Genomic DNA, 14,725 nt, shown 5'->3' on the forward strand with positions numbered 1-14,725 from the left:
AGGGCCACACCGGTCCACTGACCGTTCTCGGCGCCGAACCGCACCTGCCGTACGACCGGCCCCCACTGTCCAAACAGGTCTTGTCGGGCGCCTGGGAACCCGCCAGGGCTCAGCTGCGATCAGACGAAGCCTTGAACGCCTTGGACGCGACGTTCGTGCTCGGCGATCCGGCCGTGCACCTCGATGTCGCCGAACGGGCCGTGCACACGGCTTCCGGCCGGGTGCTGAAGGCCGACAACATCGTGCTGGCAACGGGACTTCGCCCACGCACGTTGCCCGGCCAGCCCACACTGCGCACGCTGGACGACGCACTGGCGTTGCGCGCGAGGCTTCTGGACTGCTCGCGAGCAGTTGTGGTCGGCGACGGCGTGCTCGGTGCCGAGATCGCGGCAACCGCACGCCAAATGGGTGTGCGGGTCACCCTGGCGGGTCCGCAACAGGCCCCGATGGAGCTCCAGCTCGGCCCGCTCGTGGCGGCACAGCTCGCCGACCTGCACACGTCGCAGGGAGTCGAACTGCGGCTCGGTGCGGCGGTCACCGAGGTCGACTCCGATGGTGTGCGGCTGGAAACCGGTGAGGCGCTGCCGGCCGATGTGGTCGTGGTGGCGTTCGGCTCGGCACCCGCGACGGAGTGGTTGCGGGACAGCGGACTCACGCTCGGCAACGGCATCATCTGCGACTCGCGCTGTCGTGCCGCCGAGGGCATCTACGCCGTCGGCGACGTGGCCCGCTGGCACCACGAGACGCTCGGCGGGATGGTGCGCCTGGAGAACCGCACCAACGCCACCGAGCAGGCCATCGCCGTCGCGTCGAACATCCTCGGCGCCGACCAGCCCTACGCACCGGTCCCGTACTTCTGGACAGACCAGTTCACCGCCAAGATCCACGTCCACGGCTTCATCGGCCCGGACGTGTCCATTGTGGAGGGAAGCGTGGCCGAAGGCCGTTTCGTGGCCCGCTACCACCGCGACGGCGAACTGACCGGCGTACTGGGCTGGAACATGCCCAAGCAGGCCCGTCAGCACCGCGCCGGCATCAGCCTTCGTCGTCCCGCAACCGCCGCAACATCAACGCCAGGTGCAGCCTGAACCGCCCGGACGCCGAGTCGAGCTCGAACCCGAGCATCGACTCGGCCCTGGCCAGCCGCGCCGTCATCGTGCTGTGGTGCCGGTGCAACGCCACCGCGGCCTGACGAACAGACCCGGTCGCCACCAACGCCTCCAGCGCGGTGATCAGGTCGGCATCGGCCTTGTCCAAGGCCTTCACATCGGGCAACGCGGCGATGTCCGCCGGGTCGAGCTGCTCGGCGAGCAGCGCAAGGCTGCCGAGCTTCTCCCACCACACCACGGGCTCACTGTCCGATGTGTACCGCAGAGCGGTCCTGGCGGCCTGCCACGACCTGGCCGCGTCGATGGCGGGCAGCAACGGCCCCACCCCCAGCCGCCCATCGACGTCGGGGATGTCGGTGGCCAGCACCGCGCGCACGTTCCGCAGCTGCACCGATCGTCCAGCGACCTCACCGGTGGCCGCCAGCACCCGCAACGGCGCCGTGGCCGCGATTCCGAGCAGGTGCAGCGCCCGCGAACGTTCCGCCGTGCCAACAGTTTCCGAGAGCACCAGTTCGATCAGCGCCGGATCACCCAACTCCGGCAACGGCACACTGGAGTGCTCCAGCAGCACAGCAGCCGCGATCGCGAACCGTTCCAGCAGCATGTCGTCGAGCGGCGCCGGGTCGCCCGCACGCGCCACCCACACCTGGACACCACCCTCAAGCGCTCGCACGACCGCCTTCGCCGGAACCGGCCCGGCTGTGACGGCACCGCCGCCGTCGGCCCGCAGGGAAAGCCCTTGGCCAGGCGCGGACAGGCCAACAGGGCACCCGGCGAGCTCCGACGTGCTGCGCACCAGGGTGTCGAGACCCGCGCGCTCGGTGATGAGGCGATCGAAGAACCCGATCACCCGCACCGCGTTCTCGGCGTCGGCGTCCAGCCCGGACAACCTCAGCAGCAGGCCTCTCATTCAGCCACCATAGCCCCAGACACCTGGCGGGTCCCGTGCCGCGATTGCCCGCCACATGTCGGCTGCCCAGCCCGCCGCGCCGAGCCGAGGATCAGAGCATGAGCTACGCCATCGACCCCGAGCTGCTGCCCTGGCTGGACATGCTGCCGTCCGTGGCCCTGAGGGACTACGACGCTCTGCTGGCCGCACGCTCCGGACAGTCTGAGCTGGCCGGCCTCGTGCCGGCGTACGAGCCGACCAACCCGGTCGACGTCCGCGACACCGCGGTCCCCGGTCCGTCCGACGCTCCCGACGTGCCGGTGCGCATCTACAGCCCGGCGAACCGCACGGACGCGGTGCCGGGCCTGGTGTACATCCACGGCGGCGGGTTCGTCCTGGGCGACCTGGACATGTTCCAGGCGCATCTGCTGCGGCTCGTCGACGAGTTGGGCATCGTGATCGTGTCAGTGGACTACCGGCTGGCGCCCGAGCATCCGTTCCCCGCTCCCGTCGAGGACTGCTACGCCGCGCTGAAGTGGGTGGCGGACAAGGCCGACGAGCTCGGCATCGACCGGAAGCGGCTCGGCATCGGCGGCGAGAGCGCGGGTGGCGGGCTCACCGCCGGAACCGTCCTGCTGGCCCGCGACCGCGGCGGCCCCGAGCTCTGCTTCCAGTACCTCGGCATCCCCGAGCTCGACGACCGCCTCGACACGCAGTCGATGCAGGACTACGTCGACACCCCGCTGTGGAACCGCCCCAACGCGATCTACAGCTGGACCAGCTACCTCGGCACCGAACCGGGTGGTGACGACGTCTCGCCGTACGCCGCGCCCGCCCGCGCCACGGACCTCGCCGGACTGCCTCCCGCCTTCGTCACGACGTGCCAGTACGACCCTCTACGCGACGAAGGCATCGAGTACGCGCGCCGCCTCGCGCACGCGGGTGTGCCGACCGAGCTGCGCCACTACCCCGGCACGTTCCACGGTTCGGGGTTCGTCGAGAGCGCGGCCATCACGCGCAGGATGTACGCCGACGAGGTCGAAGCGCTTCGCCGCGGGCTGCGCGCCTGAACCGGCCTCGCCAAACCCGCGCGTCCACCACGGACGCGCGGGTTTGTCATTCGACCATCGATTCGACAATTCTCATCGCCTCGGTTCTCATGCGATTGTCGAACGACCCCGGCCTCTTCGTTCGAGCGCCGGTCGAACGCTTGACGACCTCTTCCGAGCCGCCCTACCGTCCATTGAGGAAAGCGCTTTCCACCAAAGGAGCGCGACAATGGCTTCGAAGAAACACATCGGCATCTGTCTCGCTCTTCTGCTGACTGTCGCGGTGTCCGGCCTGCCGGACCGGGCATCGGCCGCCACGCCGGACGCGGCCGGGATCGTGGCCGACCTGGGCGCGGGCTGGAACCTGGGCAACCAGCTGGAGGCCAACGCCAACGGGGTTCCCAGCGAGACCGCGTGGGGCCAGCCGACGATCACGCAGGCCCTGATCGACAAGGTGAAGGCGTCCGGGTTCAAGACGATCCGGATCCCGGTCTCCTACCTGCGCCACATCGGCGCCGGACCGAACTACCCGATCAACGCCGGCTGGCTGAATCGGATCCAGCAGGTCGTCGACTACGCGTACAACCGCGGTCTGCACGTGCTGATCAACATGCACGGCGACGGCTACAAGACCATCGGCGGTTCCTGGCTGATCTGCGACGCGGCGAACCAGGCGGCGATCAAGGAGAAGTACCAGAAGGTCTGGCAGCAGGTCGCGACCAGGTTCGCCAACTACGACCAGCACCTGATCCTCGAGTCGATGAACGAGAACTTCGACGGGCAGTGGGGCCGCCCGACCCAGCCGTGCTACTCGAACATCAACAGCTACAACCAGATCTTCGTGGACACCGTGCGCAGGGCAGGCGGCAACAACAGCACCCGATGGCTGCTCGTGCCGGGCTGGAACACGAACATCGAGTACACCGCCGGCAACTACGGGTTCGTGCTGCCGACCGACAGGTACCGCTCGCCGTCCATCCCCAGCACCGAGCAGCGGCTCATGATCTCCGTCCACTACTACGACCCGTGGGACTTCTCCGGAGCGGAGAACGGCACCATCACGCAGTGGGGACGCGGGTCGACCAACCCGTCCCGCAGGTCCACGTGGGGCCAGGAGGACTACCTCGACGCCCAGCTGAAGAAGATGTACGACAAGTTCGTCACCAAGGGGTACCCGGTCGTCGTCGGTGAGTACGGGGCGATCGACAAGTCGTCCGCCGACTCGTCCAATCCCAGGTACCGCGCGGACTACGTGCGTGCCGTCACGAGCACTGCCAAGAAGTACGGCGCGGCCACCGTCTACTGGGACAACGGCGAGACGGGGCAGTACGGGTTCGGGCTGTTCAACCGGCGGACGCTCGCGGTCACCCAGCAGGGGATCATCAACGCGATCATGAGCGGGGCCAGCCGGTGATCACGTTGCTGAGCACGGTCGCGGCCGCCATCATGCTCGTCGCTCCCACTGCACAGGCGACACCCGGCGTGCTGATCGACGAGACGTTCGGCGCGCAGACGTCCCCCGCCAACTTCGGCTTTCCCAGCGGGGCGAACGTGAACAACGGCGTCCTGAACGTCACCTCTGGGACGGCGAACTACACGACGTCCATCAAGACGTTCGACACCACCGTCGCGGGAGAACGCACGCTCGACCTGACCTTCGACTGGAAGACGGCGGTGTCCAGCACCGGCGCCAAGACCGGTGTCGAACTCCGCGACAACCAGGGCAATCTGGTGTTCTCGCTCGCCGGCACCGCCTCCGAGCTGCGGTACGGCCTGACCGGCCCGGTGTCGGACTCGGCGTCCGCGCCGGACTCGCTCAACCCGGCCTGGACCAAGCTCTCCTACGACCGCACCAAGTGGTACACGGTCAGCCTGCACCTCGACTTCACGCTGCAGCGGGTGCAGTACCTGATCTCCACCAGGGAGACCGCGTCGAAGGTGATGGCCTCCGGCACGGCGAGCATCACCGGCCGGAACCTCACCAGGCTGGTCGCCTGCAACTACTACGGCACCGGCGTGCAGTCCGTCGACAACTTCCGCCTCAGCGCACCGGCGACCCCGGCGAACGGGCGGCTGAAGGGCAAGACGATGTACACGTTCGGTGACAGCATCGTCGCCGGCCACACCTATCCCCGCGGCTTCGCGTCCCTCACGGCCGAACGCGAGCAGATGACGTTGACCAAGTACGCCGTCAACGGCGCGACCGTGAACTCCGGCAGCAACCAGATCCTCACGCAGGTGCGGAACGCGTCTGCCCAGCCACCAGACTTCGTGGTGTTCGACGGCGGCACCAACGACGCCTATCCGAACACCTTCAACAGGTCGGCGTTCACGACCGCATTCGACACGACCGTCCGCACCATGCGGGCCAAATGGCCGAGCGCCCGCCTCGTCTACGTCACCGTCCACAAGCTCGGCTCGCGCGACTGGAACACCCAGCTCGCGATCCGCGAGGTCACCCGGCAGGTCTGCGCCAGGTACGGCGTGACGGTCGCGGACGTCTTCGGCGACACCACCCTGGACACCCGCGTCGACAGCCAGCGGGTGGCCTACACGTTCAACGGTCTGGTCAACGGCTACCCCGGCACCGACGGCACCGGCACACACCCGAACCTGGCCGGGATCACCTCGTTCTACGTCCCCGCTCTCACGTCCGCGCTGGTCCGCGCAGGTGGAACCGGTTCCGTCCTGTGAGCGCTAACATCAATTTGGTTTCGGAGTTAACAAGACCTTGACGAGCCCGTTGTTAGCGATAACACTCGCCGCCTATGAGGTTCCCGCACATCGCCGCCGCCGCGCTGGTTCTCACGCTCTCGGCCTGCGGTTCGGCAGAGAAAACGGTCGACCAGAAGAGCGGTTCGAGCGACGGCGCGCTCGTGGGCGTGACCATGCCGACCCGGTCGTCGGAACGGTGGATCCACGACGGCGACAACATCAAGAAGGCCCTGGAGGGCAAGGGGTACAAGGTCGACCTCCAGTACGCGGAGAACGACATCCCCACGCAGGCGAACCAGATCGAGAACCAGATCACCAAGGGCGCCAAGCTCCTGATCGTCGCCTCGATCGACGGCACCGCGATCACGTCGCAGCTGCAGCAGGCCGCGGACGCCAAGATCCCGGTGATCGCCTACGACCGGCTGATCCGGCAGAGCCCGAACGTCGACTACTACGCGACGTTCGACAACTTCAAGGTCGGCGTGGAGCAGGCCAACTCGCTGCTCGCCGGGTTGAAGACGCGCGGCGAGGGACCGTTCAACGTCGAGCTGTTCGCGGGCTCGCCGGACGACAACAACGCCACGTTCTTCTTCAACGGCGCCATGTCGGTGCTGCAGCCGCTCATCGACCAGGGCAAGCTCGTCGTGAAGTCCGGCCAGAAGGACTTCAAGACCGTCGCGATCCTGCGCTGGGACCCGGCCACCGCGCAGAAGCGCATGGAGGACCTGCTCACCTCGACCTACGGCGGTGCCAAGGTCGACGGCGTGCTGTCCCCGTACGACGGCCTGTCGATCGGCATCCTGTCGGCGCTCAAGAGCAGCGGCTACGGCACGGCCGGTCAGCCGTACCCGATCGTGACCGGGCAGGACGCCGAGGTCGCGTCGGTGAAGTCGATCATCGCCGGTGAGCAGTACTCGACCATCCACAAGGACACCCGCAAGCTCGCCGAGGTCACCGTCACGATGTCCGACGCGGTGCTCAAGGGCGGCAAGCCCGAGGTGAACAACACCAAGGACTACGACAACGGCGTCAAGGTCGTGCCGTCGTACCTGCTGCAGCCGGTCACCGTCGACAAGTCCAACTACCAGAAGGAACTCATCGACTCCGGCTACTACACCGCCGACCAGCTCAGGTAACAAACAGTGTCTGACGAAATCCTGGCGATGCGCGGCATCACCAAGAGGTTCGCGGGTGTCACCGCGCTGCACGAGGTCACGCTGACCGTGCGGCGCGGTGAGATCCACGCGATCTGCGGAGAGAACGGCGCCGGCAAGTCCACGCTGATGAAGGTGCTGTCCGGCGTTCACCCGCACGGTTCGTACGAGGGCGACATCGTCTTCAACGGCGAACCGTGCGAGTTCCACGGCATCAGGGACAGCGAGCGCAAGGGCATCGTGATCATCCACCAGGAGCTGGCGCTGTGCGGCCAGCTCTCCGTGGCGGAGAACCTGTTCCTGGGCAACGAAAGGGCGCGGCGCGGGTTCATCGACTGGAACCGCACCAACCACGACGCGCAGGCGTTGCTGGACCGCGTGGGGCTCCGGGAGAACCCCACGACGCCGGTCAACGACCTGGGTGTCGGCAAGCAGCAGCTCGTCGAGATCGCCAAGGCACTGTCCAAAGAGGTCAGCCTGCTGATCCTGGACGAGCCGACCGCGGCGCTCAACGACGACGACTCGCAGCACCTGCTGGACCTGCTGGACGGCCTCAGGGACCAGGGCATCACCTCGGTGATCATCTCGCACAAGCTCAACGAGGTCACCCGGATCGCGGACACCGTCACGGTGCTGCGCGACGGCAAGACCATCGAAACGCTTCCGGCGGACGGTTTGAGCGAGGAACGGATCATCGCGGGCATGGTCGGCCGCGACCTGGAACACCGGTTCCCGCCCCGCACGCCCGACATCGGTGACGAGGTGCTGCGCGTCGAGGACTGGACGGTGCACAGCCCGGCCCAGCCGGACCGCGTGATCGTCGACAACGCCACGCTGTCCATCAGGCGCGGCGAGATCGTCGGTCTCGCCGGGCTGATGGGAGCCGGCCGCACCGAGCTCGCGATGAGCGTGTTCGGCCGTTCGTACGGCACGAACATCTCCGGGCGCGTGCTCAAGAACGGCGTGGTGATCAACACCCGGACCGTCCAGGAGGCGATCCGGCACGGCCTCGCGTACGTGAGCGAGGACCGCAAGCGCTACGGCCTCAACCTGATCGAGGGCGTGCAGCGCAACGTCTCCGCGGCGGCGCTGCGCAAGCTCGCGACCAGGGGCTGGGTGAACGAGAACGAGGAGTTCTCGGTCGCGGAACGGTTCCGCCGCTCGATGGGCATCCGCACCCCGGCCGTGTCGACCCAGGTCGGCACGCTCTCCGGCGGCAACCAGCAGAAGGTCGTGCTGGCCAAGTGGATGTTCACCGACCCGGACGTGCTGATCCTCGACGAGCCCACCCGCGGCATCGACGTCGGCGCGAAGTACGAGATCTACTCGATCATCAACGACCTGGCCGCCCAGGGCAGGGCCGTGCTGGTGATCTCCTCCGAACTACCCGAGCTGCTCGGCCTGTGCGACCGCATCTACGCGCTGTCCGAGGGCCGGATCACCGGCGAGGTCCCCCGCGCGGAGGCCACGCAGGAGCTCCTGATGCAGTACATGACACGAGGACAAGGCTCATGACGATCAACCTGCGACAGTCAGGTATCTACGTCGCGTTCGCACTCATCGTCGTGCTGTTCGCGTTCCTCACCGACGGCGCTCTTCTGCAGCCGCAGAACATCTCGAACATCATCGTCCAGAACTCCTACGTGCTGATCCTCGCGATCGGCATGATCCTGGTGATCATCGGCGGGCACATCGACCTGTCGGTGGGCTCGACGGTGGCTCTGACGGGCGCGATCTGCGCGGTGCTCACCGTCCACTGGGGACTCCCCTGGCCGATCGCCGTGCTGCTCACGCTGATCGCGGGCGCGATCATCGGTGCGGCGCAAGGCTATTGGATCGCGTACTTCGGCATCCCGGCGTTCATCGTGACGCTCGCGGGCATGCTGGTGTTCCGCGCGCTGACGCTCACCACCCTGGGAAACCAGGGCATCGGCCCGTTCCCGGACGAGATCCGGTCGCTGTCGAACGGCTTCACCGGCGGCTACCTCGGCAACATCGGTCTCGGCCCGCTCGGTGGTGCCGACCTGGTCAGCCTGCTGGCCGGAGTCGCCTGCATCGCCGGGTTCGCGTTGTCGCAGTGGCGCAAGCGGGCCGCCCGGCTCGGCTACGGCCAGACCGTCGACCCGATGCCGGTGTTCGTGCTGAAGATCGTCGGTGCGGGCGTCGTCGTGCTGGCCGTCGTGGTGCAGCTGGCGCGGTTCCGCAACCTGCCGTGGGTGCTGGTGCTGCTCGCGGCGCTGGCGCTCGGCTATTCGTTGATGGCCAGCAACTCCGTGTTCGGACGGCACATCTACTCGATCGGCGGCAACCTGCAGGCCGCCACGCTGTCCGGCGTGAAGGTCAAGGCCGTCACGTTCTGGGTGTTCGTGAACATGGGCGCGCTGGCCGCGCTCGCGGGCGTCATCTTCGCGGGACGGCTCAACCAGGCTGGCCCGACCGCGGGCACGGCGTTCGAGCTGGACGCCATCGCGGCGGCGTTCATCGGCGGCGCGGCCGTGCAGGGCGGCGTCGGCAAGGTCGTCGGGGCGATCACCGGCGGCCTGATCATGGGCGTGATCAACAACGGCATGTCGCTGATCGGCGCGCCCAGTGAGCGCGTGATGCTCGTGAAGGGACTGGTCCTGCTCGCGGCTGTTGCCTACGACGTGTGGACCAAGAGAAGGGCCTGACCCCCTTTCAATTCCGGAAGGCAGACAACAACGATGTTGTTATCCCTGCGTCGCCTCGGCGTCGTTGTAGCGGTTGCGGCCGCACTGGTCCCTGTTCCCGCCAGTGCGGCCGAGTCGGTGGTGAAGTCGGCCGCCGACGCGTTGTCGGTGCCGAACATCGACGACGTGCGCGGACACCTGACCCTGCCCACCACCGGCACCGGTGACACCACGGTCACGTGGACGTCGTCGAACCGGTCCGTGATCACTCCGACCGGCGAGGTCACCCGGCCCGCCACCGGAGCGAAGCCGACGAAGGTCGTGCTGACCGCGAAAATCAGTCGCGGGTACCAGAGCACGACCCGGAAGCTGACGGCCACGGTGGCACCCCTGCCCGCCAAGGAACCGTTGGCCGGCTACAGCTTCTTCTACTTCACCGGTGAGGGCAGCCCGAACGGCGAACAGATCTACGCCGCCGCCAGCAACGGCAACAACCCGCTGAACTTCACCGAGCTCAACAACGGCCAGCCGATCCTCAAGTCGAGCCTCGGCGAGCTGGGGGTGCGCGACCCGTTCATCCTCCGCTCCCCCGAGGGCGACAAGTTCTTCCTGCTGGCCACCGATCTGAAGATCAACGGCGGCAACGGCTGGGACGCCGCGCAGCGCACCGGCAGCAGGTCGATCATGGTGTGGGAGTCGACGGACCTCTCGCACTGGTCACGTCAGCGCAGCGTGCAGGTGTCGCCGCCGACCGCGGGCAACACGTGGGCCCCGGAAGCCTTCTGGGACGCCAAGCGCGGCACCTACGTCGTCTACTGGGCGTCGAAGCTGTACGCGGAGAACGACCCCGGCCACACCGGCAACACCTACAACCGCATGATGTACGCGACGACGCGCGACTTCGTCTCCTTCAGCGCGCCGAAGGTGTGGATCGACCCCGGCTACTCCGTGATCGACTCGACGGTCATCGAGAACGGTGGCACCTACTACCGGTACACGAAGGACGAGCGGAACAACACGTCGACGACGCCGTGCAGCAAGTTCATCACCGCGGAGAAGTCGACCGACCTGCTCAACCCCAAGTACGACTTCGTGGCGGAGTGCATCGGCAAGGCCACCTCGACCAGCCCGGGGCTCTCCGCGGGTGAGGGGCCGACCGGCTTCAAGTCCAACACCGAGAACAAGTGGTACCTGTTCATCGACGAGTTCGGTGGCCGCGGCTACGTGCCGTTCGAGACGACCGACCTCGCGTCCGGCAAGTGGACCATGTCGGCGAACGCTCACCTGCCCGCTTCTCCGCGCCACGGCACGGTTCTGCCGGTCACACAGGCCGAGCTGAACCGGCTCACCGCTCCCCCGGCGCCCGTCAAGGCCGACTCGAAGGGCCTCGTCGCGCACTGGCCGCTCAACGCCACGTCCGGAACGGTCGCTCAGGACGCCACCGGGCACGGCTACGACGGCGCGCTCGCGGGCAACACCTCGTGGTCCGGCGGGGCGTTGTCGTTGAACGGCGGACACGTCCAGCTGCCGAACAACATGCTGACCGGTGCCTCCGCGGTCACCGTCTCGGCCGACGTGCTCATCGATCCGAACCAGCAGACGCCGTACTTCCTGTACGGGTTCGGCAACACGGCACCGAACGGCGTCGGCAACGGCTATCTGTTCAGCACCGGTGACACCTACCGCGGCGCGATCGCGACCGGGAACTGGACGACCGAGCAGGGCGTGAACTCCGGCAAGGCACTACCGCGCGGAGTCTGGAAGAACGTCACGCTCACCGTCGGCAACGGCGTCGAAGTGCTGTACCTGGACGGCATCGAGGTCGGCCGCACGAACGCCACGATCAAGCCGTCCGACATCGGTGGTGGCGTGACGGCGGCGAACTACCTGGGCCGCTCGGTCTACGCCGGGGACAAGAACCTCCTCGGCAAGATGAAGGACGTCCGGCTCTACAACCGCGCCCTGTCGGGTGCGGAGGTGGCCGGACTGCCGTCGAACAGCACGGTGATCAGCTCGGTCGAACTGGCCTCGCTCAAGGCTCCCGCGGTGATCGACTCCGCGGCGAACACCGTGGTCCTGCCGGTCAAGCCCGGCACCGACCTGCGCAGGCTCGCCCCGAAGTTCGGCCTCGCACCGGGCTCGAAGATCACGCCCGGCGGCACGGTGGATCTGCGCCAGCCGAAGAAGTTCACCGTCACCAACGCGTCCGGCGACCGTCGTGAGTGGACGGTCGAGGCCCACGAGATGCGCAGCCCCGTGTTGCCGGGCCTGAACGCGGACCCGAACATCGTGACGTTCGGCGACACGTACTACATCTACGCCACCACCGACGGGTTCGACGGCTGGAGCGGCACCAAGTTCTCCGCCTGGTCGTCGAAGAACCTCGTCGACTGGAAGGACGAGGGCGTCATCCTCGACCTCGGTCCGGACGTGAGCTGGGCGGAGAGCCGGGCCTGGGCGCCGACGATCGCCGAGCGCAACGGGAAGTACTACTTCTACTTCTGCGCAGAGGCCAAGATCGGGGTCGCGGTGTCCGACTCGCCGACCGGCCCGTTCGTCGACTCCGGCCAGCCCCTCGTCGCCCGCAATCCCGGTGGTGGCCAGGCGATCGACCCGGCGGTGCTCCTCGACAAGTCCGGGCAGGCCTACCTGTACTGGGGCAACGGCGAGGCCTACGTCGTACCGCTGAACGCCGACATGGTCTCCTACGACGCCGCGAAGATCACCCGGATGACCGGGCTCGACGACTTCCGCGAGGGCCTGTTCATGGTGGAGCGCAAGGGAACCTACTACCTGAGCTGGTCGGTCGACGACACCCGCAGCGAGAACTACCGCGTCGGCTACGCGACCGCGTCGAGCCCGCTCGGCCCGTTCACGAACCGCGGCCTGATCCTGCAGAAGGATCCGAAGATCGGCGTCCTCGGCACCGGTCACAGCTCGATGCTGCAGGTTCCCGGCACCGACGACTGGTACCTGGTGTACCACCGCTTCGCCATCCCCGGCGGGGACGGGATGCACCGCGAGACCACGATCGACCGGATGAAGTTCAACCGCGACGGCACGATCGCGCCGGTGGTGCCGACGCTGGAGAGCGTGTCCGCGCAACGGATCCGGCCGCAGCACTGCCGAGCCTGGTTCGACTAGGGGTAGGGCCGTTCGACGCTCTTCGACTCGAAGGGCGTCGAACGGCCTTTTTCGGGGTACGCTGCGCCGCCACCAGGGCGCTCTCCGCACAGCACCGGGGGATCATTGAGACCGCTGCACCACCGGCCGATCCTGTACACGCCGTTCGCCGTGCTGCTCGCGGCCGCGTGCACGACGAGCGCCGTCGAGAACACCGCCGGGTCGTCGCAGCTGACGACCACACCGCCCCACGGCGTCACCGTTCTCCCACCGCCGCCGGAGACGGTCGACGAGGTCGTCGACGGCCGGACCGTGGCGCTGTCCAACGGTCTCAAGGCGCGCGTGCTCGGGCTCGCCGCGCCGGGTGAGTGCTGGCAGGAGGGCGCGGTGAAGTTCGCCAAGGACACCTTGCTGGGCAAGCCGGTGCGCTACAGCCGCGCTTCGGAGGCGGCGATCACGTTGCGGCTGGCCAACACGCCAGACCAGACGGACTACGCCACCCTCGCGGTCAGCAAGGGCGTGGTCCGCGCCGAGAAGGACGACCCGGTCCTCACCGAACCCGAGAAGGTGGCGCAGAAGGCCGGCCTCGGCCTGTGGGGTCCGCCGTGCCAGGGCCAGGACACCACCCCGGCTCCCGCTCCCCCACCACCCCCGTCTCCACCTGCCCCGACCACCACCCCACCGCCCGCGCAGAAGGACTGCTCGGTCAGCTACCGCGTCGCCAAGACGTGGGCCGACGGCTTCCACGTCGAGCTGATCGTCCGCAACACCACGCGGAAGCCCTTCGAGCAGTGGAACCTCGAATGGCGGTTCCCCAGCGGTCAGCGGATCAGGGAGACGTGGGGCATGACGGCCTACCAGTACGGCGCCGACGTCAGGGCCATCAGCCAGGACGGCGGTTCGATCCCCGCGGGCGGGCAGGTGTCGTTGCGCTTCAACGCCGGCACGTCGGGCCCGAACGTCCAGCCCAAGGCCTTCACGTTGAGCGGCAAGGAGTGCTCAGTCGGCTAGCGGCGTGGCTCGAGACGTCGCCGGGCGAATTCGCGTCCTGCTGAGCGTGAATTCACCGCCGACGGTTCGTGTCACGCTGCGAGTGCCCGGGCGAGGACCTCGATGGCGTCCGGGCCGGTCCGGCAGCACCCGCCGACCAGCCTGGCGCCACGCCCGGTCCACTCCCCCGCCAGCGCCGAGAACCCGGTGCCGTCACCGGTCCACGTGCGCTCGCCGGCGTCCCACTGCTCGCCGCTGTTCGGGTAGACGACCACGGGCAGCCCGGTCTTGCTCGCGACGGTGACCGCGTGCGCGACGTCCTCGGGCGCGCAGCAGTTCACGCCGACCGCGACCACTTCGTCGATGCCCGCGACGACCGCGAACGCCTCCTCCAGCGGCTGCCCGGCGCACGTCCGGTCGCCGCGAATGCTGTAGGAGAGCCACATCGGCACGCCACTGCCCCGGACCACGTCGAGCACGGCCTCCGCCTCGTCGACGTCCGGAACCGTTTCGACGGCGAGCACGTCGGGTTCGGCCGCAGCCAGCTCCTCGATGCGGGGCCGGTGGAACTCCGCGAGCTGCTGCCTGCTCAGCCCGTACCGGCCGCGGTACTCCGAGCCGTCCGCGAGCATCGCGCCGTACGGTCCGACCGACGCCGCGACCCAGCGCTGTCCGTCCACATCGGAGGCAGCCGACCTGGCGAGATCCACGCTGGAACGCAACAGCCGCGCGGTCTCGTCCGCGCTCACTCCTCGCGCCGCGAACCCCTCGAACGTCACCTGGTAGCTCGAAGTGATCGCCACCTCGGCACCCGCGCGGTAGAAGGCCAGATGTGCGTCACGCACGGCATCCGGCTCGGTCAGCAGCAACCTGCCCGACCACAACGCGTCGGACAAGTCGTGCCCAGCCAACTCCAACGCCGTCGACATCCCACCGTCGAGCACAACCACCCTGCGCGCCAAGGCATCCGTCAAATCCATCCACTGATCCTACGTCCCCCGCGGCGTCGTCGATGAAGGGAACCTTCATCGACCCCAGGTGGATGAAG

The 14,725-nt window shown here is 67.9% G+C and carries 11 protein-coding genes; 9 read left to right on the top strand and 2 right to left on the bottom strand.

Translation table 11 applies throughout. From position 1 onward, the window contains the following. Positions 1 to 1,088, top strand: a 1,088-nt coding sequence (locus tag UK23_RS35935; RefSeq protein ID WP_045316213.1) for an NAD(P)/FAD-dependent oxidoreductase, incomplete at its 5' end; no start/stop codon positions are given. On the opposite strand, the gene UK23_RS35940 is transcribed toward UK23_RS35935, so the two are convergent. After that, complete coding sequence (locus UK23_RS35940; RefSeq protein ID WP_045316214.1) at positions 1,036 to 2,019, bottom strand: PucR family transcriptional regulator; 984 nt, start codon at positions 2,017 to 2,019, stop codon at positions 1,036 to 1,038. The two genes, UK23_RS35935 and UK23_RS35940, sit on opposite strands and share 53 nt — an antisense overlap. 98 nt (positions 2,020 to 2,117) lie before the next feature. Here UK23_RS35940 and UK23_RS35945 point away from each other — a divergent pair, with 98 nt between their 5' ends. The 8 genes from UK23_RS35945 to UK23_RS49275 all read left to right on the top strand — a co-directional run bounded on the left by UK23_RS35945 (position 2,118) and on the right by UK23_RS49275 (position 13,698). Beyond that, positions 2,118 to 3,068 carry an alpha/beta hydrolase gene (locus UK23_RS35945; protein ID WP_045316215.1) on the top strand — a complete coding sequence of 317 codons (951 nt, stop codon included), beginning with the start codon at positions 2,118 to 2,120 and terminating at the stop codon, positions 3,066 to 3,068. 208 nt (positions 3,069 to 3,276) lie between these two features. After that, positions 3,277 to 4,461: a glycoside hydrolase family 5 protein gene (locus UK23_RS35950; RefSeq protein ID WP_045316216.1), complete on the top strand. Its 1,185-nt coding sequence runs from the start codon at positions 3,277 to 3,279 to the stop codon at positions 4,459 to 4,461. Next, positions 4,458 to 5,741: an SGNH/GDSL hydrolase family protein gene (locus UK23_RS35955; RefSeq protein ID WP_045316217.1), complete on the top strand. Its 1,284-nt coding sequence runs from the start codon at positions 4,458 to 4,460 to the stop codon at positions 5,739 to 5,741. Before UK23_RS35950 ends, UK23_RS35955 begins: the two co-directional genes overlap by 4 nt. A 74-nt stretch (positions 5,742 to 5,815) precedes the next feature. Next, the gene (chvE, locus tag UK23_RS35960; protein ID WP_045316218.1) at positions 5,816 to 6,898 is read left to right on the top strand and encodes a multiple monosaccharide ABC transporter substrate-binding protein; all 1,083 of its coding nucleotides are present in this window, start codon (positions 5,816 to 5,818) and stop codon (positions 6,896 to 6,898) included. A 27-nt stretch (positions 6,899 to 6,925) separates the two neighbouring features. Next, positions 6,926 to 8,431 (top strand): multiple monosaccharide ABC transporter ATP-binding protein, encoded by a 1,506-nt coding sequence (gene mmsA, locus UK23_RS35965; protein WP_045316219.1) that lies wholly within the window; start codon positions 6,926 to 6,928, stop codon positions 8,429 to 8,431. Beyond that, entirely contained in the window at positions 8,428 to 9,585 is a 1,158-nt protein-coding gene (gene mmsB, locus UK23_RS35970; protein ID WP_045316220.1) for a multiple monosaccharide ABC transporter permease, read from the top strand. Before mmsA ends, mmsB begins: the two co-directional genes overlap by 4 nt. Positions 9,586 to 9,618: 33 nt before the next feature. Then, on the top strand, positions 9,619 to 12,708 hold the full coding sequence (locus UK23_RS35975; protein WP_045316221.1) for a family 43 glycosylhydrolase: 3,090 nt from the start codon (positions 9,619 to 9,621) through the stop codon (positions 12,706 to 12,708). Positions 12,709 to 12,813: 105 nt separating this feature from the next. Next, positions 12,814 to 13,698 carry a cellulose binding domain-containing protein gene (locus UK23_RS49275; protein ID WP_052685368.1) on the top strand — a complete coding sequence of 295 codons (885 nt, stop codon included), beginning with the start codon at positions 12,814 to 12,816 and terminating at the stop codon, positions 13,696 to 13,698. Positions 13,699 to 13,769: 71 nt separating this feature from the next. Here UK23_RS49275 and mmuM read toward each other — a convergent pair whose 3' ends face one another. Further along, the gene (mmuM, locus tag UK23_RS35985; RefSeq protein WP_045316222.1) at positions 13,770 to 14,657 is read right to left on the bottom strand and encodes a homocysteine S-methyltransferase; all 888 of its coding nucleotides are present in this window, start codon (positions 14,655 to 14,657) and stop codon (positions 13,770 to 13,772) included. Between the last annotated feature and the right edge of the window lie 68 nt (positions 14,658 to 14,725).

This window comes from Lentzea aerocolonigenes, assembly GCF_000955955.1.
In the GTDB taxonomy this organism is placed as follows: domain Bacteria; phylum Actinomycetota; class Actinomycetes; order Mycobacteriales; family Pseudonocardiaceae; genus Lentzea; species Lentzea aerocolonigenes_A.